At 50.2% G+C, this 25,827-nt stretch carries 16 protein-coding genes; 5 read left to right on the forward strand and 11 right to left on the reverse strand.

What is annotated here, in order from left to right; translation table 11 throughout:
• The first annotated feature begins 118 nt into the window (after nucleotides 1-118).
• A complete protein-coding gene (locus DU481_RS08355) occupies nucleotides 119-730 on the forward strand; it encodes a calcium-binding protein (protein ID WP_350133711.1) in 612 nt (203 codons plus the stop codon).
• Between the two features lie 139 nt (nucleotides 731-869).
• Here the strand turns inward: DU481_RS08355 and DU481_RS08360 are convergent, their stop codons facing one another.
• The 4 genes from DU481_RS08360 to DU481_RS08375 all read right to left on the reverse strand — a co-directional run bounded on the left by DU481_RS08360 (nucleotide 870) and on the right by DU481_RS08375 (nucleotide 7,683).
• The gene (locus DU481_RS08360) at nucleotides 870-2,312 is read right to left on the reverse strand and encodes a hypothetical protein (RefSeq protein ID WP_350133712.1); all 1,443 of its coding nucleotides are present in this window, start codon (nucleotides 2,310-2,312) and stop codon (nucleotides 870-872) included.
• A 234-nt stretch (nucleotides 2,313-2,546) separates the two neighbouring features.
• Complete coding sequence (locus DU481_RS08365; RefSeq protein WP_350133713.1) at nucleotides 2,547-4,754, reverse strand: hypothetical protein; 2,208 nt, start codon at nucleotides 4,752-4,754, stop codon at nucleotides 2,547-2,549.
• A gap of 127 nt (nucleotides 4,755-4,881) precedes the next feature.
• Entirely contained in the window at nucleotides 4,882-7,221 is a 2,340-nt protein-coding gene (locus tag DU481_RS08370) for a TonB-dependent siderophore receptor (RefSeq protein WP_350133715.1), read from the reverse strand.
• A gap of 237 nt (nucleotides 7,222-7,458) precedes the next feature.
• Nucleotides 7,459-7,683 (reverse strand): (2Fe-2S)-binding protein, encoded by a 225-nt coding sequence (locus DU481_RS08375; protein WP_107801582.1) that lies wholly within the window; start codon nucleotides 7,681-7,683, stop codon nucleotides 7,459-7,461.
• Between the two features lie 294 nt (nucleotides 7,684-7,977).
• Between DU481_RS08375 and DU481_RS08380 the strand changes: the two genes are divergently transcribed.
• Nucleotides 7,978-9,357 carry an L-serine ammonia-lyase gene (locus DU481_RS08380; protein ID WP_350133716.1) on the forward strand — a complete coding sequence of 460 codons (1,380 nt, stop codon included), beginning with the start codon at nucleotides 7,978-7,980 and terminating at the stop codon, nucleotides 9,355-9,357.
• Between the two features lie 18 nt (nucleotides 9,358-9,375).
• Here DU481_RS08380 and DU481_RS08385 read toward each other — a convergent pair whose 3' ends face one another.
• On the reverse strand, nucleotides 9,376-10,731 hold the full coding sequence (locus DU481_RS08385; RefSeq protein WP_350133718.1) for a DUF3422 family protein: 1,356 nt from the start codon (nucleotides 10,729-10,731) through the stop codon (nucleotides 9,376-9,378).
• Nucleotides 10,732-11,053: 322 nt separating this feature from the next.
• On the opposite strand from DU481_RS08385, the gene DU481_RS08390 reads away from it, so the two are divergent.
• The 3 genes from DU481_RS08390 (at nucleotide 11,054) to DU481_RS08400 (ending at nucleotide 16,182) form a co-directional block, all read left to right on the forward strand.
• Nucleotides 11,054-13,909: a HEAT repeat domain-containing protein gene (locus DU481_RS08390; protein ID WP_350133720.1), complete on the forward strand. Its 2,856-nt coding sequence runs from the start codon at nucleotides 11,054-11,056 to the stop codon at nucleotides 13,907-13,909.
• A complete protein-coding gene (locus DU481_RS08395) occupies nucleotides 13,897-15,597 on the forward strand; it encodes a P-loop NTPase fold protein (RefSeq protein WP_350133721.1) in 1,701 nt (566 codons plus the stop codon). Before DU481_RS08390 ends, DU481_RS08395 begins: the two co-directional genes overlap by 13 nt.
• Before the next feature lie 123 nt (nucleotides 15,598-15,720).
• Nucleotides 15,721-16,182: a hypothetical protein gene (locus DU481_RS08400; protein ID WP_350133723.1), complete on the forward strand. Its 462-nt coding sequence runs from the start codon at nucleotides 15,721-15,723 to the stop codon at nucleotides 16,180-16,182.
• A gap of 117 nt (nucleotides 16,183-16,299) precedes the next feature.
• On the opposite strand, the gene DU481_RS08405 is transcribed toward DU481_RS08400, so the two are convergent.
• The 6 genes from DU481_RS08405 to DU481_RS08430 form a co-directional block, all read right to left on the reverse strand.
• Nucleotides 16,300-16,776 (reverse strand): hotdog fold thioesterase, encoded by a 477-nt coding sequence (locus DU481_RS08405; protein ID WP_090318136.1) that lies wholly within the window; start codon nucleotides 16,774-16,776, stop codon nucleotides 16,300-16,302.
• Nucleotides 16,777-16,898: 122 nt separating this feature from the next.
• Nucleotides 16,899-18,317, reverse strand: a complete 1,419-nt coding sequence (locus DU481_RS08410) for an HDOD domain-containing protein (protein WP_350133724.1) — start codon at nucleotides 18,315-18,317, stop codon at nucleotides 16,899-16,901.
• A 200-nt stretch (nucleotides 18,318-18,517) separates the two neighbouring features.
• Nucleotides 18,518-19,945 (reverse strand): HDOD domain-containing protein, encoded by a 1,428-nt coding sequence (locus DU481_RS08415; protein ID WP_350133726.1) that lies wholly within the window; start codon nucleotides 19,943-19,945, stop codon nucleotides 18,518-18,520.
• Complete coding sequence (locus DU481_RS08420) at nucleotides 19,942-21,582, reverse strand: putative bifunctional diguanylate cyclase/phosphodiesterase (RefSeq protein ID WP_350133728.1); 1,641 nt, start codon at nucleotides 21,580-21,582, stop codon at nucleotides 19,942-19,944. The genes DU481_RS08415 and DU481_RS08420 overlap by 4 nt, the downstream gene beginning before the upstream one ends.
• 413 nt (nucleotides 21,583-21,995) lie before the next feature.
• Nucleotides 21,996-23,195 carry an acetyl-CoA C-acyltransferase gene (locus tag DU481_RS08425; RefSeq protein WP_350133730.1) on the reverse strand — a complete coding sequence of 400 codons (1,200 nt, stop codon included), beginning with the start codon at nucleotides 23,193-23,195 and terminating at the stop codon, nucleotides 21,996-21,998.
• Nucleotides 23,196-23,218: 23 nt separating this feature from the next.
• Entirely contained in the window at nucleotides 23,219-25,756 is a 2,538-nt protein-coding gene (locus DU481_RS08430) for a 3-hydroxyacyl-CoA dehydrogenase/enoyl-CoA hydratase family protein (RefSeq protein ID WP_350133731.1), read from the reverse strand.
• Nucleotides 25,757-25,827 lie beyond the last annotated feature (71 nt).

Here is a 25,827-nt window from a genome sequence, read left to right on the forward strand (position 1 = left end):
CAATAATAAGCATTGCATTTTAACCATTATTTACTATAATAGGAATCATTCTCATTATTGTTTGCGCTGATATAGTGAGTGTAAGTTTTACATTTTTAACGCATTTGGAGAAAATATTATGACAGTTAGTACTTCACCTCGCCCGAATCTGGGCTCCGGATCCATCAAGTTTATCGACGGCATCCCTTTCGAAGGTCTTGGGTCCGCCGGATTTGACGACAATGATTTACTCATTATCGGCGACGAACTGGACAATATTCTAACAGGCGGCGCAGGGCATGATGAAATCGAAGGCGGCGCCGGTAACGACATCATCAGAGAAGGCGACGGCAATGGCATCCTAAGAGGCGGCGACGGCGATGACGACATCGACGGACAAACCGGTACCGAAAGATTATTCGGCGGCAACGGCAACGATATTCTGCGGGCCGGCGGTTCACCGGATGATCGCGATCAGCTTAACGGCGGCGCGGGCAACGATATCTTCGGTTTTTATGGCACAGGTCAATTCAGAATCTCCGACTTTACTTTAGGCGAAGACCGCTTGTTCTTCGATTCGGAAATTCTCGGAATCAATTCGGTGCCGGAATTATTGTCCTATATTACTGATATTGTAGATAACGGCGACACCGGTTTCACTGCCGAATTTCTCGGCGGTGTTGCAAACATTGAACTGGTCGGCGTCAACGTAAATGCGATTACCGCCGACATGATTGTTTTCACCCTGTAATCTCACTGCGTTTTTTCTCTTTCTCCTTTAGTTTTTCCTTGCAAAAAAATGGCCGATCCCGGATTTCCCGGGATCGGCCGTTAAATTGCCTTATGAACCAGCTTCTTTAGCAGATAAGGCACACCTCATCATTAACCGTTCACAGCGCTGCAAGAAAAGCAGCCAAATCGGCTTTTTCCCTGTCGGTCAATCCGATAGAGAATCGTGTGTTGTAGAAATCAATCGCCGCCGCTATATCTTTCGCCGAACCGTCGTGGAAATAAGGCGGACGCGATGCAAGCGCACGCAATACCGGACCTTTAAAACGGCCGATATCTTTCCATCGGCCAGTGATCAAAGCGCGGCCTGGATCGGTGGTTTGAATAGTTTCACCGGTGGTTTTATTTCTGAGTGTATACAAAGGCATGTCCGGCGCACGGCGGGAAGCATCGGAAATACCGATATCCAACGGCATGGGCGTGGAGTGATTACCCGAGTTAGGGGTGTTATGGCAAGTTGTACAAGTACCGGTTAATACATCAACCCCCAAATCGTCATTGATACCCTTCACACCGCGGATCTTAATCGGTTTATTGTTAAACAAAGCCTGGCCTCGCGCAATCGCACCGCGCGCTTTCTCTCGGCTATCCCGTGACCGGCTGGAGAATCGGGTCCACGTATCGTACAACGATATCACGATGGGATTAAAAGGCTTACCGGTGCGATAATCGCCAGCCAGCGTATCGTTCATACCAAAGTAATACACTTGGTCAATCAGAGTTCTAGACCCGCCTCGAGCACCGTCATCGGTCAAACTGCCAGCTGCGTTATCTTTAACTTGTGCAGTAAACAACCCCATTTCAAACGCAACGATCTCATCGCGTTCCGCCTGGGTAAGATCCGCCAGTGCCTCGGCGTGCCCCAATGTGGCATGATTCGCTTGCGTGGATAAATCAAACGAAATTGGAGAAAAGCATGTCGTTGTTCCGTAAATACAATCGATGGAAGTTGGATCTAAAGTAGTTTCCCGCCCTTCCCACATGACTGCGCTAATAAACTTAAGGTTAGTCGTTGGCATCGGTCGGCGGAATAACGACAACTCGGCGGCGCTGGCAAACCCGTAAGGATCATCTGCTTCGACCAGTTCGAATTCGGCATCTGCAGGTATGCCAATTCCGACTCGGATATTAGCTTTATTCAACAGCATGCTATAGGCTCGACGGCGTTTCTCCACGGTTGACACATCCGCCAGCGGTGAATTGGCGCCGTCCACTAAACGAAAAACCGGATCCATACCTGCCGTTTTTTCAAAACGTTCTTTGATACCCTTCGGCGTAATCGCCCATCCTTCCGTCGGCACATGGCACGATGCACAGGTCCGGCCATTGGTGCCGAAAGGTTTAAAAAAAGCATTGTTTAAATCAATAAAACCCGCACTGCTGTAAGTTCTATCGGTACCATAACGATTGCTACCGCTGATACTGACGGGATTCTCTGATCTGCTGCGATTAATCTCAGTAAAGTCGCCGCTAGCGAAAACTTTTGCGGTTGCAGCCATCTGTAACAATGACAATGAGATTGAAACAACCAGCCACCTATTCATATGATTTACTACTCCTATAAAAAATACTGAAAAAACCTAGCAATGTAATGTCTCCACACACCAAGTTTTTTTGAAAGTCAGTGATGAGAAAATGGCTGGCTATAGACAGGGGGTGTCGTGGCTGGCTACGGCTGGCTCCGCGATCGCGGAGCCGGATCTGAAATACCGCGAGTAAATCTTTAACACGATTCCTCCTCGCAGAAGGGCTAAGACTGCGAGGAGGGGAATCTGCTCTTACAACAACTTACTCTCGTATTCCGCAAGAATTCCGGTCATTATTGACCGCAATGCAACGGCTCTATCGGTATTGCCGTTATTGATCGCGTCTTTCAGGTCGCGAATTGCATTTTCCAGACTGGCGCGTTTCGATGCATTCAAGCGCTGACCGAGATCGGCTAAGAAAACGCCGGTATACAGCGACAATCTTTCCAAGGCCAACATCGCTTGATTCTTATCGGCTGTGAAATTGGCTTCGATTTGATGAATACTTCTTTCTACCTGTCCCAGGATACCTTTGCTGATTTCACTCACGATTTTGTCGGCAACCACATTGGACAGTTCACCCGTGAACTGAGCTTTGATCTGATTGCTTCCCGATGGATTATCTTGGGCGATAAAACCTTCCACGATGCGGTAAAAATATTCGCCTTCGATTTGTTTTTCCCTGGCCTCGTCCACATCGACAGCTCTATTCTCGACAATACCTTGAACTTCCCGTAGCACACCGATCAGAAAACTCCTGACCAGCGGAATGACGATATTTTCACGCGCCAATGCCAATGATTGACCATCTTCCATATCGGCTTTATCAAAAGTACGTTTACCTTGAATAAAGGCGGCGGTCACTTGATAGTCGAGATCAGGATCGCTACCCGACACAATTGATTGTTTATCCGATGAAAGCACTTTGTCTTCTTTGTTCACCGTTTTGGCAATCGCCGAGTACGCGGTGTATGCTCTGTCCCATTCGAGCGCGAGCGCATCCGTCGATAAATTGCCGAACTGCTCCTGAACCAGCGTGACACGGTTGTATACAACCAGCGCAAACATTTTCTGTAGCGACTTATCGATCACTTGCAGAGCGAAACGAATTTGATTACCGGATTTAACTTGTGCAATGGCTGCCGAAACATCCAGATCAATTGTTTGCCCATAGATTTGGTCGACCAGTTGTGTCAGTTGTTGCAGATCTGCGCCATATTTTGCTGCGATAGCATCTCCATCGATCGGCGCTTGATTCCGCAGACTGTCGATTGCCTGGTAATCGGCAAGCGCATTCTCAACGATGGGGGTATGTTGCGCTACTTCATATTGAGCACGATTCAGTGCATTCTCGTACTTGGTTAAGATTGCTGTTATCGCATTACGCGCTTGTTCGGATTTAGGAGCACTGAGTTCATTGCTGGCAGTCATTAAATTTTCCAGCTCATTTTCCAGACTGCCACGATCTGCGGCACCCAATCGCAATTCGAGATCGGGCAACAGGACTCTGGCAAAATATTTGGCACCCGCCGCTTCGGCCACCGCATGTGGGCGGTCTTTTTCCGTGATAGCACTTGCTTGACCATTCATTTCAGCAACGACGCGGCCAATAAAACCTTTTCCTAACTCGCTGACAATCTCATCGGCAACGACTTTCGATGGATCGCCTGTCAATTGCGTTTTTATCCTCAAGCTACCGGCAGGGTTTCCTCTGGCTACCAGCGATTCAATGATGCGATAAAAAATTTCGCCTTCTTTCTGCAAAACGCTCGTTTCATCGGGGTCGACACCTCTCTGCTTAATAATGCCGGCGACTTCACGCAACACTCCAATATAATAAGCCCGCGCAAGCGACATTCGGATCGCATACCGCGCGATTTGCACCGTGATGAAATCCTCTTCCAAATTGCTTTTATTTAAAGCCGCTCTGATTTTGGAGAATTGATCGTTCACTTCGACATCAAGCCCCGGATTGCTACCTGCTTCCAGCGCTTGCCGGTCGGCTGTCAAGATTTGATTCTCTCTGGCCACCGTTCCGGAAATGGCTTGGAAGGCCGCCACCGATTCATCCAGCATGGCTGCTAGAACGTCCGATGTGCCGGTTTCAAATTGGTCGCGAATCGCAGCAATGCGATTCCAAATGCTTTGATAGAAAACACGCTGCAGGGTTTTGTCGATCACTTGTGCTGCGAGCCTTGGCGCATAGTCGTTTTTGATGTCGTCGATCGCTGCCAGCACATCCTTATCTAAAGCCAAGGAATTGGCGGTGTCGATCTCTTGCGTCAATGTTTGCAAAGCGCCAGCATATTGCGCCGCGATTGCATCTCCATTAATCGGAAATTCTCTACGCAACGTCCCAATAGTTTTAAAAGCCGTGACGGCTGATTCAATGGTCGCGACATTGGATGCTGCCGTCACATGATTCATGCCGGCAAATAAAATAAACAAACCCGCAATCATTGAATAAATCCATGAATTGCTGTACCTACTAAACTTAAACATCATAAAAACTCCTTTTTTTATTAAGAACAGTAATGCTAATAATAATGATAATGATTCTTATTAATATTATCAAATAAATTTTTTATTAGAAATTAGCAATTAAGCTTGCTCGGACGGCAATCGGTGAACCTGGTGTGATATTGAAATCGTTATGCGCGGCTGCAAAATATTTGGTATCGAACAGATTTTCGATATTCAATTGCCCGCGAAAGCTTTTGGAAAACTTCGTAAATAAAGCGGCATCAACCCGAGTGAAATCCGGCAGGCTGACCCGGTTAGTCAACGATGCAAACATACTGTCACGATGGATGACACCAAATGCCGCGCCAATGTTTGGCGTAATGTCGTAACGGCTCCATACCGAAAAAGTGTGCCGCGGCAATTCCGCAACTGTTGCTCCCTTTCGAGCGATGCCGAGTATGTCGCTGGTAATTTCACCGGTCTGATATGCATAGCCGCCCATGACACTCCAGTTCTGGGTGAGTTGCCCTGCCAAGCTAATTTCAACACCTTCGGTACGCTGGCCTTTAGTCAGAAAGGTTTGTCCGCCAACCACAGAATTAATCACATTGGTGCGATCCAGTTGATAGACTGCACCGGTGAAAGCCAGATCGGGACGGATATCCCATTTAACTCCGGTTTCCATCGTAGTGAATTTCTCTGGCTTCAGTGTTTCCACCGTGACATTTAACGCCGTCAACTGATCGCCGGCGCGTGGAACGTAGGCTTGACTGTAACTGGCATAAAACGATACCGGTTCGATCGGTTTAAAGATCACACCGAAACGCGGCGCGATCAAGTCATCATTAGTTTTTAGATGATCCTTGAGACCATTCTTCTGCTGAAAATCGACTTCAAATGAGTCATATCGCACCCCGGCAATTACCTGCAGCTGAGGAATGATCTCGATCTGATCTTGAATATACAAGGAGGTCACATTGACGGTGCTGCGATTCAATGCATCCAGGCCGTCGCCCGAATTTCTATTTCTAAAAGTAATTGGTACATTGGTCAGCGGATTGCTGAGCGGCACAAAAAAATTGGTATCGGCCGCGCTGTTATTGAATAAACCGGTCTCGCGCCGGTTGTGCGTTTCTTGCCGCCCGACCTCGACACCGGCCAGCAAGGTATGGGAAATCGGACCGGTATTGAGCGAGTACAGAAAATTGGTTTGATTAAACACATTATCGCGCGATGTCGTGTTGTTGTACGCGCCCAATGGCAACATTCCGGTTTGCGGATTGAATCCGCCGCTGGCGAATACATTTTGATAGAACTTGTCGTAGGTGGTATAGAGTGTGCGATTTTGCAGCGTAATGCCGGAATCGAATTTATGCTCAATGAAAGAACCGAAGGACAGTACATCAATCTCCGCGAGACTTCGCCTCGGATCGCCAAAAAACTGCGAGCGGCTCACATCCACCGGGCCGGTGACTTGCCCGGTTCTTCCCACAACCGATGTGATTCCGCGATCGGCAGTGCGGTCGTCGTGGAAACGCTCCATATTGAGCACCACTTTGGTACGGCTAGTCGGTTTGATGGTTACTGTTGGCGCAATACCAAGCCGTTCCATGCTGACACCGTCCCGGAAACTGCCGGAATCCTCATACACCGTATTCAACCGGACGGCGGCCACATCATTAATCACGTAGCCCACATCCGCAGTCATACGTTTTTGATTAAACGATCCGCCCTGGAAGGAAAACTCCCGCACCGGCTCCCAGTTTGCCATTTTGGTGACACGATTTACCACGCCGCCCGAGCCGCCACGCCCGAAAATCATCCCATTAGCGCCCTTCAACACTTCCACACGGTCAATGTTATACAGATCGCGGTAGAACTCGGCGTCATCGCGGATGCCGTCGATAAAAAAATCACCGGTCGAACGGTTGCCGCGAAACACCAGCGCATCGCGATTTCCCTCGCCTTGCGAAACACCGACACCCGGCACATAGCGCACCGCATCGGCAAGACTGCGGATCGATTGATCTTTAATTAAATCTCCGGTAATGACGGTGATCGATTGCGGCACATCGCGTAATAAAGTGTTAGTCTTAGTAGCGGTACTGGTGCTGGTCGCGGCGTAGCGATTGGTATTGCTCGCCGTGACTTGTATTGCTGGCAATGTGGTAACGGCCGGTTCAGGAGAGGCCGAAGGTACTACGACGATGGCAAAACCATCGTCGCGCTGCGCCACTTGCAAGCCAGAACCAATCAGCAATTGATCGAGCGCAGCTTTGATATCAAAATCACCCGTCAAACCATGCGTGACTTTCCCCTGCAATAGCGCAGGATCCAAGGCAAGTTTAATTCCGGCTTGTTGTGAGAATTGCGTGAGTGCATCGTGCAGATAGCCTGCAGAAATATCGTAGGTCCGCACTGCCGCTGAAGTGTTTATTGATTGTGCAACGCTAGGTTGAGGCAAGAAAGCTACCGCTAGACACACACTAACGAATACTGCACAGAAACAGATGTATCTAGTAAAACCACGAATAGTCATATCAAGAGTGAGTGCAAAATTATTTTTGCAGTGCTTACCCGATTCGAGGGTAAATATTATTATTAAAATGCGATGAATTGAATAACTAACCCGGATTCACCGGCAAGATTCCACAGTCAGCCGGGAAATCCTTATTGCGCCAAAACTATTCTTAGATTTCCCTCAGACCGCTGTTTCGCACACGCGAGTTGATTGAGGAGTAAAATTTTGCAGCTGAGATTTCTGCACCAATGTTTGATCCAGAACCTCTTTTGCATGGCACGCGCACAGACCACACTGCTCCGTTACTCCCAAGCTGGCTTTTAAATCCCTCATCCGGCCCGCACCTTGGTAAACTGCTTCACGCAGCGCGCTTTCCGTTACACCTTTGCAAATACATACATACATTTTAAATACCTTGCGATCTATATTTAAAAAATTCTTGTCTTTAAAATAACGATCTAATGATCATTAATAATGAGAATGATTCTTAATTATACCCATTTCTTTATGAAATGCAAGATATCCAGCAAACCGGCTATCACTGAATATAAAATACCTGATAGTCAATCCTATCTTGGTTATCAACAAAAATTTGTTGAGTCGGTGCAAGACATATAGCATACTTACTGCGCTTCGATTTTCAGTGCGCATTTTCCGCAGAACATCATCCAGATTCTCTAAATTTTCACAGGCAATTTAATGTTTATCAGCGTTCTTGATCTTTTCAAAATTGGTATCGGTCCCTCCAGTTCGCACACCATGGGCCCCATGGTTGCAGCCAAGGATTTTCGCGGCCGCGTTCAGACTTTTGTTACCGGCCAACCGGTTCCGGCTTTCTTGCAGGTACGCTGCACTTTGCGCGGATCATTGGCGTTTACCGGCAAAGGTCACGCCACCGACCGCGCGGTAACTCTGGGCATGCACGAATACACGCCGCGAGGACTGGCCAAATTGGACGTCAATGAACTGTTCCAGAAACTCTGGCAACAAAATACGCTGCCGATCAACGAATCGGTCACCGTTCATTTCAATCCACCCGAAGACATTATTTTCGATCGTGGCGAGCCGCTGCCGGAGCATCCGAACGGTATGATTTTTCAGTTGCTGGATGGAACCGGCAAGACGCTGCTGACAGAAACTTATTTCTCAATCGGCGGCGGTTTCATCTCCACTTTGTCCGAGATTGGCCAGATCGTTGCACCGATCAAAATGGAAGCAACCAGTTCGTGCGGCTTTCCTTTCGACTCCGCCAACCAGATGATGAAAATGGCAGCCGACAGCGGCTTATCGATTGCAGCCATGAAACGCAGCAATGAACTTGAGCGCATGAATGAAAAAGCATTGAACGATGGTCTGGACGCCACTTGGGACGCGATGCACACCTGCCTGGAAAAAGGTTTGGTGGCGGAAGGCCGATTACCCGGCGGACTCAACATCAAACGCCGCGCGCACGCTTTGTATCTGCAATTACAAAACAATCCGCAGAAAGCCAACCTGAACGATTGGCTGTGTGCTTACGCGATGGCGGTCAACGAGGAAAATGCTGCGGGACATATGGTTGTCACCGCACCGACCAACGGCGCTGCGGGCGTTATTCCAGCGGTCATTTATTATGCCGTGAAACACGAAGGTGCGACGCAAGAACAAGTACGCGATTTCCTATTGGTGGCTGGTGCGATCGGTGGCTTGATCAAGCATAACAGCTCGATTTCCGGTGCCGAAGTGGGTTGTCAGGGTGAAGTCGGTTCCGCTTCCGCGATGGCGGCGGCCGGTTTATGCGCAATCAAAGGCGGCTCGACAGCACAAATTGAGAATGCGGCGGAGATTGCATTGGAACATCACTTGGGCATGACCTGCGACCCGGTGGGCAGCTTGGTGCAGGTACCCTGTATCGAACGCAACGGCTTCGGCGCGATCAAGGCGTACACCGCGTCATCGCTGGCTATCCGAGGCGACGGCCAGCATTTTATGTCGCTGGATAATTGCATCGCTGCGATGAAACAAACCGGACTGGAAATGTCAGTGAAATACAAGGAAACGTCGCTCGGCGGCTTAGCGGTCAGCATTACCGAATGCTAGATTAAGAAGATGCACCGGTCACTTATCCCGGTGCAATTTGCCGATCACTGAACGCACGCCGCGCACGACAAAGTAAACAGCAAGTACCACGACAGGAATAGCAATACCGGTCAGCAATTCGACATTGATATCCTGCCCCGCCGCTTTCAGCGCTTTCAATCCATAGCCCACGATACCCAGTAGATAGTAACTCAACACCACTACGGACAAGCCTTCCACCGTTTCTTGCATACGCAGTTGCACGTGCGCGCGATTGTCCATGGATTTCAGCAAATCCCGGATCTGCCCTTCCATCGACAAATCGACACGCGTACGCAGTAACGCCGATGCGCGGCCCAAACGGGTCGACAGCGTTTCCAGCTTGGTATGCACCAGCTCGCACGTCCCCATCGCCGACGACAACCGCTGAATCATAAATTCTTGCAGCATCTGCAACCCTTCGATACGCTCCTCGCGCAATTCGGTAATGCGCAACTTGACGATATCGTAATACGCTCTGGAAGCATTGAAGCGGTGGCTGGTGAGCGCCGACAAACGCTCGGTTTCCGCTGCCAGCTGGGTCAATTCATTGAGCAAGCTCTGCTCATCTTCGATGCAGGTCAGTCCGGCACTGTTTGCGGTCAATTCGGCCAGACGCTGATCAGCGCGCGCCAGTTGCGGTATGATCTTGCGCGTCACAGGCAGCGGCAGCATCGCCAGCATGCGGTAAGTCTCGATTTCCAGCAAACGCTGCACCAGCCGTCCGACCTGGCGGCTACGCAAGTTGTCGTCATGAATCAGAATACGGCCGAAATTATCGGCATGAATCTGGTTATCGCTCCATACACTAGCCGCGCCGCCCGCCACTTTGGAGCCGATCACCGTCCCGGAAGCGAATAAATTGACCAGTTCATGCAAACTGCGTTTAGGGTGCGAGCGATCCTCCAGCGCGATATGCGTCGCCACCAGCAATTCGCCCGGCAATTGCGCCAGCCAATCCTGCGGCACATACCCAATCGCGGGATGCGCAAACGGCGTATCAAAAGGCTTGGCGCGATAAAAGGTATAGGTTGAATATTCGGTATGTCGCTCCCAGCGCAAACGAAACTCACCGCAATCCGCGCTGAAATCGTTTTCATGCGTATTTGGTGGGTTGATGCCGTAGCGCAGACATAGCTCACCCACCAGCTGACGTTCCTGGTCGACTCGGTCGCGTTCCGACAACAAGACCAAATGCGAAAGCTCAAACGGCGGCGCCAGCAACTCATACGCCACCGCGTTCAATTCGGCATGCAAATCCTGCCGTTCCGCATATTCCGGAATCGCCAGTAATTTTTCTTCGGCAAGCGCGCCTAATTCAGTGGCAATGGATGACAACGAGGCAGGGGAATCCATAACAATAGCCCGACTAAATATAACGAGCCTGTAGCATACCGAATTTTCATGACCCGCAAATGAATCTTTTGTGGAATGGTTGCAGAGAAATGGGTTAATGCAGCAGAAGCTCCGCTACACACCATAAAAAAGATCAACGTTCAAAGAACGTTGATCGACTAACATTCAGGAAGATACTACGTACTACGCAGCGAGTCTAGCACGGCAATTGTGAAGGTTTTGTGAGAACAAAAATGACGATGGCCTTGATCAATCGCCCGTGATTCCGTGTAAAAATCCTGCGGTATAGTAGAATTCCGCAAGCTCACTCACCGGAAACAACATGCCATCCACCGCGCCTTCAATCCTTGCCCGCTATCTGGACAGAGTCATCCAGGACAACAAAGCCATCGATGCGCGCGGCGTCATGCAGGTAAACCGCATGATCGAACTGTCAATGGACGATGTATTTATCAACCTGACGGTGCGCATGAACCACTCGGACAAACCGCAAGCGCTACGCGACCGGCTCGAACGGGAAAACTTTCCGGTTCGTGAATCAATGCCGGAGGTAGCAGACATTCCGGAACATTTCTATCCTCAGCGTGTGGAAACCGAACAAGGTGTTCCCACCGATGCGCTCTGGCAACGCCATGCCGCCTGGGTAATCCTGGGTGATCCGGGTGCGGGCAAAACCACGTTGCTGAAGCACTTCGCGTTGCAGGAAGCAACTACTTGCAAAACCGATCCGGGTTCCGGCTATTTGCCAGTTTTCGTGCCGCTACGTTTGCTCGGCCAGAAGCTGGAAAATCATATGCACTGGCCGCAGGAACAAGCCCTATTGGAATATCTGACGCAATACGGCTTCAGCGAAATGGGTTTTACCGCTGAGCAGGAACGGCTGGAATTGCGCGCGCAATTTGAAACCTGGTTGTCGGACGGCCGCGTGCTGTGGTTGCTCGATGGACTGGACGAACAGCGCGATCAGCATGTGCAGAAACGCACCGTGCAAGCCATCGAAGCGCTGCGTCAATATTACCCCGGCAATCGCTTCGTCGTCACCTCGCGCATCGTCGGTTACGACGCCGCGCCGCTCGGCGGCGGGTTCAACACCGCCACGCTGGAGCCTTTCAACGACGAGCAAATGAGTCAATTTTTCCAGCGTTGGTGCTACGCGGTAGAAAAAAGCGAAGACATCGTGGACGACGAACACACATTCAAACGCGCCGATGAAAAAGCCGCGCAATTGCTCGAGCAAATCAAACATAATCCCGGCATCCGCTTACTCGCCGCCAACCCGCTGCTGTGCACCATCATCGGCCTGATCCAGCGCCAGGGCGCGACGTTGCCGGAACTGCGCGTAGAGCTTTACAAGCTGTGCATCGACACGTTCATTTTCAATTGGGAAATAAAAAAACGCCAGCGCAACGATCAAACCGGCAGTCTGGATAAAGATCAGACGCAGGCCGTATTGGAAGAAATCGCGTTGCAGTTGCACGAAAACTATCCGGAAAACCGCATCCCGCGCAAGCAACTGACTGGCATCGTCAGCCAGTTTCTGACCACGCAGCAAGGCATGGCAGAAAGCGAAGCGGAGCACAAAGCCGATCAACTGCTGAACCTGATCCGCGATGTATCCGGCTTACTGATCGACCGCGGCAACGAAGAATTCGGCTTTTTCCATCTGACTTTCCAGGAATACCTCGCTGCGCGCGCCATCACGCGCAAAAAACGCGATATCGACCGCTACCTGAGTCGTTATCTGTTCGAGCCGCGCTGGCGCGAAGTGATCCGACTGGCCGCTGCGCATGCGGGCACGAAAGACGAGGAATCCGGTAGCGAATTCATCGAAGCCATCCTGCGTCAGAAGCATCCGCGCGACGATCTGATGCACTACACTTTCCGCTTCGCCTTTCTATGCCTGAAAGAAGCCAAAGTGGAACTGGAAACCGCCGACCGGATGTTTCGCCAGTGGATTGAATATTTCATCAGTGAAGCAGCAACCCGGGGATTATTTCTGCAACTGCTCCGGCAACCTGGTGCAAGAATCCGCTATCGTTCAAATACACTGCAAATATTGATTATGACTCTCGCAGATAAAAACTTGGCTGTTCGCCGGATGATAGCCGAGGCACTGGGGAAAATCGGTGATAAAGCCGCTGTCGATCCGCTGATCCATTGCCTTAAAGATGAAAATTCAAGAGTTCGCTGGACGACAGCATGGGCGCTGGGAGCAATCGGCGACAAAGCTGCTGTCAATCCACTGATTCATTCCCTTAAGGATGAAAATTCAGGTGTTCGCAGGATAGCAGCCGAGGCGCTGGGAGCAATCGGCGACAAAGCCGCTATCGAGCCACTGATCCATTCCCTTAAGGATGAAAATTCAGATGTTCGCAGGATAGCAGCCGAGGTACTGGGAAAAATCGGCGACAAAACCGCTGTCGAGCCACTGATCCATTCCCTTAAGGATGAAAATTCAGATGTTCGCAGGATAGCAGCCGAGGTACTGGGAAAAATCGGCGACAAAGCCGCTATCGAGCCACTGATCCATTCCCTTAAGGATGAAAATTTTATTGTTTGCTGGACGGCAGCCGAGGCGCTGGGAGCAATCGGCGACAAAACCGCTATCGAGCCACTGATCCATTCCCTTAAGGATGAAGATTCAAATGCTCTCTGGTCGGCAGCCAAGGCACTGAGGGAAATCGGCGACAAAGCCGCTGTCAATCCACTGATCCATTCCCTTAAGGATGAAGATTCAAATGTTCGCTGGTCGGCAGCCAAGGCACTGAGGAAAATCGGCGACAAAGCCGCTGTCGAGCCACTGATCCATTCCCTTAAGGATGAAGATTCACATGTTCGCCAGATGGCAGTCGAGGCACTGGGAGAAATCGGCGATAAAGCCGCTGTCGAGCCACTGATCCATGCCCTTAAGGATGAAGATTCAAATGTTCGTTGGATGACAGCTAAGGTGCTGGGAAAAATCGGTGATAAAACCGCTGTCGATCCACTGATCCATTCCCTTAAAGACGAAGGTCCGGCTGTTCGCTTGACGGCCGCCAAGGCACTGGGGAAAGTCGGCGATAAAGCCGCTGTCGATACACTGATCCATGCTCTTCAGGATGATTATTCAGATGTTCGCCGGACGGCACTACAAGCTATCGAAGAAATTGATTTGGGATACGCTCTATGTCCAGACTGAATCTATTGGGCGATCAACCTGCCCGGATTGATTCCGATTGTCTGTATTTCCAGCGTTATTTAACCGCTCTTGAAACGGCGGTGCTGAACCGCGATGATCATGCACCGTTCGTTACTGGCATCTTCGGCCAGTGGGGTAGCGGCAAATCCACGTTGCTCGGCATGCTGGAAAACAGGCTTAATGAGCTAAATGTGGATACCGCGAATGATCCATCGAAGTGGGTAATCATCAAATTCTCCCCCTGGCTATACAGCCAGGAAGAATCCTTGCTAGTGCCGCTGTTAGCTTTACTGGCACAGCAAGAAAACGCTTTCAAGCCATTGATCAAGAAAATGACGGAAACCTCCATGCGATTTCTCAAACGCACTTCCGCGACATTAGACTTCGACAGGCTCGGCATGCCGTTGAAAATTTCACTGAATAATCTCGCCGAGAAAAACAGTGACAACCGGTTTTTCCACGAAGAAATCGCTGCCGCGATCAAAACCATTACCGGGAAAAAGCGACTGGTTTTCCTGATCGACGATCTCGATCGCTGCCACGATCCGGCGCAAATCGTCCATCTGCTCGAGCAAATCAAGCTGTTTCTGCATCTCGACGGCTGTCTGTTTTTTATCGCAGCGGACCGCAAGCAGGTGGTGGATGCTATCGATAAAACTTTTCCCGGTTCCGGCGCAGCGTATCTGGAAAAATTCGTGCAACTGGCTTTCGACTTGCCGCCGCATCACAGCGAGGATTTGGTTCGGATGCTGCCGTCCGCGGATGCGGAAACTTTGCGCGCTTACCGGCCGCTGTGCGAGGTGCTCGGCAATAACCCGCGCAAGCTGAAATTGATCTGGAATGAAGCGGTGCTGCGGATGGCGATCCTGAAGGAGGAATTGCACACCAATCCGCAAACCAGACAACATACACCGGATTTGAATCTGTTGCTGCGCTGGTTGTTGATCCGCAACCGGGGAGAATTGGCAAAAAATCCGTACCGCTATTTGGAATTTGAGCGGCGCAAGAAAACCGCCGATGCGGCGGCACTGGAACAACTGCGGGAAGAATTTATCCGCAGGTTGCAGTTTAAGGATAAAAAGGGCCAATGGCGGAGCGACGAAGATCAGCGTTTGGCGGTCTTTTTATGGAACCGGCTCGATCAAGATGGATTTCATCACCCGGCAATCCTCACGCTGTACGCCCGCGCCAGCGGAACGGATACTTATTTTTCGCGCAATCTGCTGGAAAATGCCTGTTTTACCGGTGGCAATGAGGCGCAATTCAATGAACGGGATTTTAATTATGCCGATCTGTCCGGCGGGTATTATCCCGGCGCGGTGTTCAACCACTGCGATTTCACCGGCGCGGATTTTCGCCACAGCATCCTTAACGGAGCGCAATTCGCCGATTGCGATTTATCCGGCGTGTGTTTCGATCAGGCCGAACTGAGCGGTATCACGTGGGAAAATTGCCGTGGTTTAAATGCACTCGATACCGAGCCGATCCTGTATGAGCAAATCATCGATCAGGCCGAGGAACAGCATTGGCAAATTACTCAACCCAATATCGATATTGCCATTAGCCTGATGAAAGCCTACAAGGCCATTTTGGATAAACATGCTGAGAATAAATCACTGGCCAGCGCCATCGAATCGCGCCTGAACGAAAAAGCCCGGCAACTCAGAGCCAAGATTTACCCGCAGTAAATTTAACCTTTCCGCGATCAGTACAATTTTCACGACGATCTGTGTATCATAAGCCCGAATATAACCAGTCTTTGATGCATTCCGATTTTTATAACCGATAAACCAGATCAATAAGGAAAAACGATGGGTGCTATTTTCTTTTATATTTTTATCTATTTCATTGGATACTACGCTTCCAATGTGCTGAACATGCTGACGGTACGGCCGTTGGTCACCAACCGCTACATGGCGGCATTGGTGCCGGTTTACGGTTTTGCGTTCGGGCATGCCTACATGGTCGTCACCAAACCACTGCCGGCAGGCGCGGACATTTCAATGGAATACGCGTTGCTGGTGTTCATCACGCTGCCGGTTGTGGTGGTAACCGTGGGCGCGGCTTATTTCATGTGGAACAGTAAGGGTAAGGAAGAACACTCTGACAATCAGTCCGCAGCCAATAACCAGGAATCTACAGAAGCTGTTGCCGCCGAGGCCGCTGGCGATAGCGGCGAACCAAGAACGGAAAACCCAGCCGGTGCTGCCGGATCATCCGAAACACCATCCGCGACAGACAGTGCTAAAAACAAAGACAGCAAGGACGCTTAGGAACATTTACGCTACGCATTGTTGTTACGTACGCCAATTAAAAAACCCTCATACCTGCAACTCCGGTATGAGGGTTTTTTAATGCAACCGGTTTACCGGCCGATCCGGCGAAGCATTTTATGATTCTCTGTCGACGATCACATGCTCCTTCTGCGCGCTGAGTGTGCCTTGTTCAATGATCGCCAGCGTTAAGCGCGAAATCGCCACGCGCTTGCCGGTCGCTTCCTCGATGATGTCCGTCTGCCAGACTTGGGTACGGCGGCCGGTATGCAAGGGTGTGCAAATGCCGATGACATGGCCCTTGGTTACTGCGCGGATGTGATTGATATTCAACTCCAGCCCGACTGCGCGGTATTTTTCCGGGTCGATGGTCATCCAGCCGGAGACGCTGCCAAGTGTTTCCGATAGCACGCAACTGGCGCCGCCATGCAGGATCCCGAACGGTTGCGTGGTGCGTTTATCGACCGGCATGCGCGCTTTGAGAAAGTCAGCCCCAAGCTCGGTGAATTGAATGCCGATATGTTCCCCCATATTGGCGTTGCGCAATCCTTCCAGATACTCGACGGTGTAATCTTTAAACCAAATTGCACTCATGAAACATTTCCTTTGTATTGTTTGGCAAATACCGGATTATAGTGCAATGACGGCGGCTGGCGCATTTTTACAGCACAACAGCCAAGTTTGAACCGGGATTTTTTGATACTCGCGCTGTTTTATTATCTTTTCACCAGCGCTTTTATCAAATAATCCCGCAGCATGACGAGTGAAGAAAATTCCCGCGGTCTGATCACCCTCGTTTGGTCTTCTTTCCAATCCGCGTAGATTAGACCGACCTTACTGTTATTGGATATCAGCGGAAGCAAAATAAATGCACAGGCATCCGGCAATGCTTCTCGATACCAAGCAGGTATCGTGGTTTCTCTGCTGAGAGTCACATCCTGAATAAACACATCGGCTTTCTGCGCCAGGGATAAATGAAATACATCCGCAGCATAGTTCTTGGAGAAGCAAAGTTGCGCCATCGTTTCCGGCTTCAGATTGCCACAATACAAGCTCGCCTTAAACTGATCTGCGTCACGAAAAAACACAATTACCCGATTAAACCGCATGCTGTCATGGATCGTTTCCAATGCAATGTTGAGCGCGCTTTTAAAATCCATTCCCCGGGCCAGTGCAGTGCTCAATTCGAGCAAGCCAGCTGCAACTCGTTTGCGCGACCGATCCGATTCGCTATTCCCCTGTTCCAGTTCCGGATAAGCGGCCAATTGGCTCTTTTTATTCTGGATCGGCTCAATCGATCCCCAGATCACTTCGCTTGGCAGCAGCAACGATCCGCTATAGCGCGCAATAAAATTTTTCAGATTCTGGGTACTGATATTGTTAACCAATAATGTCGCCATTTTTCCTGAAAAATTGGCCATGGTTTTCAACCAGCCGGCAGAACCCAACTCAGGATTCATATTGTCCGTTAGGTCAGTAACACTGCCGGAAATTTTTTCGGGCAATTGCCAATCCTTGGCAATATTGTGCGAAATTTCATCAATGGTCATACCAAAAACTTTCAATGCAGCGTCATTTTCACGCGCTTCATCGCCCCCCGCAATCTGCTGAATCCTCGCCCATTCATCGGGAAAGTAAAAAACCAGAACAAGCCGTCCGAGATGGTGCAATTGCGTGCAAACAATAGCTTCTTCTCCATTCGCAACATACGATTGAGCCACGATATTGCGCGCAATATTACTCGCTAAAACCGCTTTTTCCAGCTCGCCCGATACCGTTCCGGGTTCTAATTTTGCTGCCGAGGGCGTATCAATGGTTCGTATATTGAGCGCAATGTTGGTAATCGTATCCAGGCCCAACACCACCACCGCATGAGAAACGGTCGTCACTTCACTGTCCGCTTTGGAATACAACCCAGAATTGGCCAGTTTGATGATTTTCTGGGTTAGGGTGAAATCGCTTAAGATGGCATTGGCAATGCCTGCAATGTTTCTTCCCTTATCCTGTATTAATTGCCTGATGTTTTGAATGGATTTGGATAACGCCGGAAAATCACCCTTCTCATTTATTCTTCTTTCTAGTTGTGCAAAAAAATCAGCCTGATTGTGTTCAAATGCGGAGGTTAATGTTGTCATACTTTATAAAGTTCTTAAAATATTCGAATTCTTCCGGTTTATCAAAGCAATATCTTTACGATCATTCCCCCGGACAACCCTTGCAATCCTTGGTGCTGAGTTATTCGCGCGGTACTTTCATACCCAAAATACTGGCGGTCAGTGTGTATTAAATTAATTTCAGTGTAGTGTTAACCAAAATGAATGTTCTGAGAAATGCGTCATTTTCTTTTAATCAAAGCTTTCATCAAATAATCCCTGAGCACACCCATCGATGTGAATTCGCGGGGTTCGATCTGATTGGTTGTTCCCGTGCACCAGTCAGCGTAGATCAAACCGATGGCCTTGCCATTGAAAATCAGCGGCAGCAGGATAAAAGCATCGACATCCGGCAAAGTCTCCCTTAACCATGCCGGTATACTTGAAGAAGACTGGGTTGAAGCAACATCCTGGATAAATACATCCGCTTTATTGGTAAGCGAAAGATGGAATACATCGGCTGCATAGGCTTCGGGAAAAATCAATCCGGGTAACACTTCCGGCACACCGCGGCCAAACCCGACTTTGGCCTTTAACATGCCTGCGTCGCGAAAGAAGGTCGCCACGCGATTAAAGCTCATGCTTGCATACAACGATTCAAGCATCATGCTCAATGCGACATTGAAGTCTATGCCCTGCACCAGCGCCATCTTGAGCTCACGAACACTGACAGCCAGACGTTCGCGCGAATCATAGGGCTTGCCAATGGATTTTCCGCTTTCCGGATTACTAGGAAATTCAGCAGCCATCTGCTGCGCCAAATCAATCGATTCAGCAAGATCCTCGGTGGAAATCAGTAATGATTCGCTATAACGTGACACATACTGTTTTAAATCATCCGCGTTGCACTGCTGAGCTAACAGCGATGCAGCGCCACTGGCAAAATTAGCCATCACCTTCAGCCAATCGGACGAACCCGGTATGCTAATTTCCGTGAAGGTTGCCGAGCTGATCATGCAATGGGATATTTTCTTGGGCAAATGCCAGTTCCTGGCAATTTCTTGGGACATCTCATCGATAGAAATGCCAATGACTCGCAACGCCGCGTCGTTTTCACTAATCGCATCGCTTTGCGCAATTTTCTGAATTCGCGACCATTCATCAGGAAAATAAAATATCAGCATCAGACGGCCAAGATGATGCAGCAATGCGCACACAACGGCTTCTTCACCGTTGACCATATTTAATTTTGTCACCACGTTGCGAACGATACTTCCAGCCAGCATTGCTTGCGCCAGTTCTCTGCGCGCCTCGTCCGATGCCGGTGCGGAAGCTGAAAGCGTATCGATGAAACGGATACTGAGGGTGATATGCGCTATGGTATCGATGCCAAGCACAACAGCAGCTTGGGTGATAGTTGTAATTTCTCCGCCCATTCCGGAATACATGGCAGAGTTGGCCAAACGAATCACTTTCTGAGTCAAAGTGAAATCATTCAAAATCACACGGGCAATATCCGCGATATTTTTATTTTGATCGTGCATCAACTCGTCCAGTTGCTGCACGGATTTTGCAAAGGCAGGAAAATCGCCTTTCTCGCTCATACGTTTTGTCAGCAAAGCGAGAAATTGCTCTTTGCTGTTCACAAGCTCCAAAGCAGATACCGTCATGCCATGTATTTCTCTTTAAATGCATCCGAATGCACCGGCCTGCCGGTCAAATAGCCTTGTACCAGATTGCATCCTTCCTGCCTCAAGAAACCCAATTGCGCATCATTTTCCACACCCTCGGCGACGACCAGCAGATTCAATCCTTCCGCTAGACTCAGAATGGTGCCCACAATCGCCATATCTTCCGCGCTGTTCACCACGTCATCTACAAAAGACTTATCAATCTTCAGCACGGACAGCGGAAATCTTTTCAAATAAGCCAATGAGGAATAACCGGTACCAAAATCATCAATCGCGATTTTTACTCCCGCCACATGCAGCTGCGTCAGAACCGCGCCGGAACGCTGCGGGTTCTCCATTAACACGCCTTCGGTGATTTCCAGCATGAGGTTTCCCGGTAATAATCCGGACTCGTTTAGCGCTTTATGAATCATATCGAGAAAATCCTCTTGGACAAATTGGCGCGGGGATACATTCACGGAGATATAAAAATCCTTAAGACCAGCTTCCTGCCATTGTTTAGCTTGGTAGCACGCGCTACGCAAAGCCCATGCGCCGAGAATTTTTATCAAACCGCTGTTTTCCGCGAGCGGAATAAACTTCATCGGCGAAACAAAGCCCCGGCTTGGATTTTGCCATCGCATCAACGCTTCCGCGCCCTTCAATTGACCGGTTTGCGTGCAAAAGATCGGTTGATAGTGCAGCATGAACTCACCATTTTCGATCCCCTCGTACATGGCCGATTCCAGCGACAAATCGCTTCTTTCGGTATCGTCAACCTGATCGCTATAAACCTTCCAGTAATTCTTACCTTGCGCTTTCGCTCTGTACATCGCCATCTCGGCATTCCGGTACAAGAGAGAAGCGTCTTCGCCATGTTCCGGATACATGGAAACTCCCAAACTGGCGCTGATATGCAGTGTATGTTCACCAATGCGGAAAGACCGTTGCATAGCGGCTAAAATCTTCCTGGCAATCAATTCGATATTTTCCCGCCCCGCACTCAGCATGATCATGGAAAATTCATCATCACTGACACGCGCCACTGTATCGCTGCGCCGCACGCAATTTTGCAGCCGTTCCGCTACTGCCTTGATCAGCTCGTCACCGATACCATGTCCCAGCAAATCGTTAATTTTTCTATAGCCATCCAAGCTCAACACAATCAACGACAAGACATTCTTTTCCCGCTGCGCCGCTTGAATGTTCATGGCAATACGATCGTCGAGTAAGACTTTGCCCGGCAATCCAGTCAAGGCATCGTGCGTGGAGAGGTAAACCAGGCGGCTTTCGCTATCCTTCCAGTGCGTAGCATCAAATGCCGCGATAAGATATTTATCCTCCGGCAAAGCATGCATGTAGCAGTCAACCCAAACCGGCAGTACGCGCTGCCGTAGAAGACGGCAGATGAAAGTTTGTTTCTCACCACTCTGTTTGGCTTTTTCCCGCGCTTCAACAAACATTGCCATATCTTCAGGTTGAATGAATAATTCAATAGATTCTTGCAATAACTCTGCCGGTAATTGCAAAAATGCCTGCGAAGGTTTGGATGCTTGCTCAATGACGCCGTGCGCATTTATGCACACCGCAAAGTCACTGATACAGGAAAGCAAATCGAAAGAGGCATGCGGATTCACTATAAAACAACCTCCAAATAGCGATAATCTGATTTAGTACGGAAACTATTGTGCAATCATTCATCCATTGCAGACTGTTACAAAACGCATGCGTATCATCAAGTTTTCAGAAAACAACCGAAATACCCATGCAGTGAACTGATTGTTACGGCTTACTAATGACTTACTTGAGGTTTCGCAGGAATGCGCAAAGGCTAATCGAGAAAAGAATGGATCGTGGAATCAGCAGAGCGTCTGCTTTAAGAAAAAACATCGAGGATTACGCTGTTACGGTTATCTCGGGTTGAGAAAAAACCACAACCCGCGCTGGCATAGCAATTAGTGTGAACGGTTGCCATTCCTTGCGCAGGTTTTTATGAGGATCGATCTAAGACATAAGCGATGACAAGCACAGCTTTTTGTTATAACCAGCATTAAAGCGCTTCAAACACACCGGCTGCACCCATGCCGCTGCCTATACACATGGTCACCATGCCATATTTCAGTTTATGACGGCGCAATCCATGCAATAAAGTGGCTACCCGGATAGAACCGGTTGCTCCGAGCGGATGACCCAATGCAATCGCTCCACCCAGCGGATTCACTTTATTGCGATCCAATCCCAAATCGCGAATCACGGCCAGGCTTTGCGCCGCGAAGGCTTCATTCAGTTCGATCCAATCCAGATCGTCCTGCTTGATACCGGTTTGCGCCAATACTTTGGGAATAGCTTTGATCGGTCCGACACCCATAATTTCAGGCGGCACGCCTGCCACCGAGAAACCGATAAAGCGGCCAAGCGGCGACAGGTTAAAACGCTTCAATGCAGCTTCGCTCATCAGCACCACCGCACCCGCGCCATCGGACATTTGCGAACTGTTGCCCGCAGTAACCGATCCTTTTGCCGCGAACACCGGTCTCAATTTCGCCAAAACATCGGCATTGGTATCGGCGCGCGGCCCTTCATCGGTATCCTTGACCGCAATCTCCTCATGCACGGTATGCGCGATCAAGTCCGGGCGTTTCTCGTCAACGGTGTAAGCTGCGATTTCATCTTTAAACTCACCCGTAGCGATTGCTTTTATTGCCCGCTGATGACTGGTCAGGGCAAATTCATCCTGATCTTCGCGCGAAACCTTCCATTGCTCCGCCACTTTTTCGGCGGTCATACCCATGCCGTAAGCAATGGCGACATTTTCCTCATGCTGGAACATCGCCGGATTCATGGAAACTTTGTTACCCATCATCGGCACCATGCTCATGCTCTCGGTACCGCCGGCAATCATCACATCGGCTTCGCCGAGGCGGATGCGGTCTGCCGCCAGCGCGACCGATTGCAAGCCAGATGCGCAAAAACGATTCACCGTCATCCCCGCGACACTGTTCGGTAAACCGGCCAGCAACAGCGCCACGCGTGCGACGTTGATGCCTTGCTCGGCTTCCGGCATGGCGCAACCGACAATAACATCGTCAATCGCGGCTGGATCGAGTCCTTCGCACTGTCTCATCACCGCGTGCAATACATGCACCAGCATATCGTCGGGACGCACATTCTTAAACATACCGCGCGGCGCTTTTCCAACCGGTGTGCGTGCAGCAGCGACGATATAAGCTTCTTGAGTTTGCTTGGTCATAGGATTCTCCGTGAATCGTGATATCAGTTTCTCAGCGGTTTGCCGGTTTTCAGCGTGTATTCGATACGCGCCTGGGTTTTTTCCGTCGCCAGCAATTCCATAAAGGCCGCGCGCTCCAATTCCAGAAACCAGTCTTCGTCGACCAGACTGCCCGGCGTTAAATCACCACCGCACATCACGTGCGCCACTTTATTCGCGATCAGATTGTCATGTTCGGAAATAAAGCCGCCTTCGCGCATATTCACCAGCTGACTTTGGATCGTTGCAATACCGGTGTTACCCGCTACCGGAATTTCCCGCATCCGTAATGGCGGACGATAACCCGCTTCCGCTAACGCCAACGCTTGCGCCTTGGCCACGTGCAGTAATTCGAAACGATGCATCACGACCGTATCGGCACTTCGCAGGTAACCGAGCTCTTTCGCCTGCTCAGCGCTTTTCCCCAGTTCCGCCATCGCCACGGTTTGAAAATAATATTTCAATTGTGGAAAAGGATCGCCGTCCTTGGCGTTTTGCGCGGCCCGCATGGCAAACTCCTTACAACCGCCGCCTGCCGGTAGCAGTCCGACCCCGGTTTCCACCAAGCCGATATAACTTTCCAGCGTAGCCACAGCCCGGTCGCAATGCATGACAAATTCGCACCCGCCACCCAGCGCCAGACCATCTACGGCGGCCACGGTCGGAATCATCGAATAGCGCAACCTCTGCGATGCTTGCTGAAACTGTTTGATCATGCCTTCCACTTCGGCCAGTTTCTTGGCCATCAGCACATCGGCCAGATCCAGCTCACGCGCCACATGTAGCACGGTCTCCTGGGTCGATTTACGTAATTTCTTCAGGAATGACTGGAAGGCTGTCGGCGGTTGTGGTGGCGCAGGCGGTGCGGCAGGCACGCCGCTTTGGTGTGCATCTGCTTTCGGTTTTTCCGTGGCTTTCTGCAAATTGGCACCGGCGGAAAACGGCGGTTCGGTTTGCCAGATCACCAAGGCGCGCCAGTTCTGTTCGGCTTCCTTGATCGCTTGCTGCACCCCTTCCAACACATCGATACCGATCGTATGCATCTTGCTCTTGAAACTGAGAATGGCGATTCTGTCGCCGGTATGCCATAACCTGACCGCATCCGTTTCAAAAATGGTTTCTCCGTAGACCGCCGGTTCGCCGATCAAACGATCGGGAAACAGTTGACGCTGATACACCGGCAATGTTGAACGCAGTTGCGGCTTTCCGGAAGCTGGCGCAAATGAGCCTTGCGCGGAATGCACACCGGGTGATTCACTATCCGCAATCGTCATCACCCATTGCGGCAACGGCGCCAGGCTCATGCTTTTACCGGCGGCGATGTCTTCCTGGATCCAGCCGGCGATCTGTTTCCATCCGGCGGCTTGCCAAATTTCAAAAGGTCCTTGATTCCAGCCGAATCCCCAGCGCACTGCCAGATCCAAGTCACGGGCATTATCGGCAATGGTTTCCAGCTGCACCGCGCAGTAATGGAACAAATCGCGGAATATCGACCACAAAAACTGCGCCTGCGGCTCTGGACTGTTGCGCAACGCGGCAAACTTCTCAGTCGGGCTGCTATATTTCAACAAACGCTTCAGATCTTCGTTCACTTCCGCAGCTGAAAGCCGGTACGTCTGTGCCGCGAGATCAAATACATGAATTTCATTCTTGATTTTTTGATACACCCCGCGTTTGACTTTCTCACCCAGCGCACCGGCCTGAATCAGGCCTTGCAGCCAATCCGGGGCAGCAAAATAGCGATGCCAGGGATCGTCCGGTAACGTGTCACGCATGGTATTGATAACGTGAGCCAAAGTATCCAGACCCACCACATCGGCAGTGCGGAACGTCGCACTTTTGGGACGGCCAATCAGCGCACCAGTCAGCGCATCGACCAGATCGAAACCGAAATCAAACGCCCGGCCATGATGCATCGTCGCCAACAGCGAAAACACACCGATGCGGTTAGCGATGAAATTCGGCGTATCTTTGGCGCGAATCACGCCTTTGCCCAGATTCGTCACGAGAAATTCTTCCAGGTGATCGAGCATCCCCCCATCGCTGACTTGGCAAGGAATCAATTCGACCAAATGCATATAGCGCGGCGGGTTGAAGAAATGGATACCACAGAATCGATGGCGCAAGGTTTCCGGAAACGCCTCGGCCAGTTGGTTGATCGATAGACCGGAAGTGTTACTGGCGAAAATCGTGTGTTCACCCAGATGGGGTGCCACTTTGACATACAGATCACGCTTCCAGTCCATGCGTTCGGCAATGGCTTCGATTACCAGATCGCAATCTTTCAGAAATTCGAGATGTTGCTCGTAATTCGCCGCTTGAATACAGGTCGCCTTGGTCTTGACTGACAGCGGTGCGGGTTCTTGCTTTTTCAGCTTCTCCACGGCCTTGATCACGTTGGCGTTGGGATTACCGGCATCGCCCGGCAGCTCAAACAGCAATGTTTCGATATTGGCATTCACCAAATGCGCCGCAATCTGCGCCCCCATCACACCAGCCCCGAGTACCGCCGCTTTACGCACCAAAAAACGTTGCCCGCTCAATTTCGCCTCCTGCTTGATCCGGTTATGGAATAAGACACTGTTCGCATCGAACTGTGCAGCAAGAGTACAAG

It is taken from the genome of Nitrosomonas sp., from assembly GCF_040240425.1.
In the GTDB taxonomy this organism is placed as follows: Bacteria; Pseudomonadota; Gammaproteobacteria; order Burkholderiales; family Nitrosomonadaceae; genus Nitrosomonas.

Bases quoted from the DNA above. Each gene is read 5' to 3' on its own strand.
- DU481_RS08380 (WP_350133716.1), top strand. From the start codon at position 7,978: ATGTTTATCAGCGTTCTTGATCTTTTCAAAATTGGTATCGGTCCCTCC.
- DU481_RS08400 (WP_350133723.1), top strand. From the start codon at position 15,721: ATGGGTGCTATTTTCTTTTATATTTTTATCTATTTCATTGGATACTAC.
- DU481_RS08425 (WP_350133730.1), bottom strand. From the start codon at position 23,195: ATGACCAAGCAAACTCAAGAAGCTTATATCGTCGCTGCTGCACGCACA.
- DU481_RS08365 (WP_350133713.1), bottom strand. From the start codon at position 4,754: ATGATTGCGGGTTTGTTTATTTTATTTGCCGGCATGAATCATGTGACG.
- DU481_RS08385 (WP_350133718.1), bottom strand. From the start codon at position 10,731: ATGGATTCCCCTGCCTCGTTGTCATCCATTGCCACTGAATTAGGCGCG.
- DU481_RS08375 (WP_107801582.1), bottom strand. From the start codon at position 7,683: ATGTATGTATGTATTTGCAAAGGTGTAACGGAAAGCGCGCTGCGTGAA.
- DU481_RS08405 (WP_090318136.1), bottom strand. From the start codon at position 16,776: ATGAGTGCAATTTGGTTTAAAGATTACACCGTCGAGTATCTGGAAGGA.
- DU481_RS08415 (WP_350133726.1), bottom strand. From the start codon at position 19,945: ATGACGGTATCTGCTTTGGAGCTTGTGAACAGCAAAGAGCAATTTCTC.
- DU481_RS08360 (WP_350133712.1), bottom strand. From the start codon at position 2,312: ATGAATAGGTGGCTGGTTGTTTCAATCTCATTGTCATTGTTACAGATG.
- DU481_RS08390 (WP_350133720.1), top strand. From the start codon at position 11,054: ATGCCATCCACCGCGCCTTCAATCCTTGCCCGCTATCTGGACAGAGTC.
- DU481_RS08355 (WP_350133711.1), top strand. From the start codon at position 119: ATGACAGTTAGTACTTCACCTCGCCCGAATCTGGGCTCCGGATCCATC.
- DU481_RS08395 (WP_350133721.1), top strand. From the start codon at position 13,897: ATGTCCAGACTGAATCTATTGGGCGATCAACCTGCCCGGATTGATTCC.
- DU481_RS08410 (WP_350133724.1), bottom strand. From the start codon at position 18,317: ATGACAACATTAACCTCCGCATTTGAACACAATCAGGCTGATTTTTTT.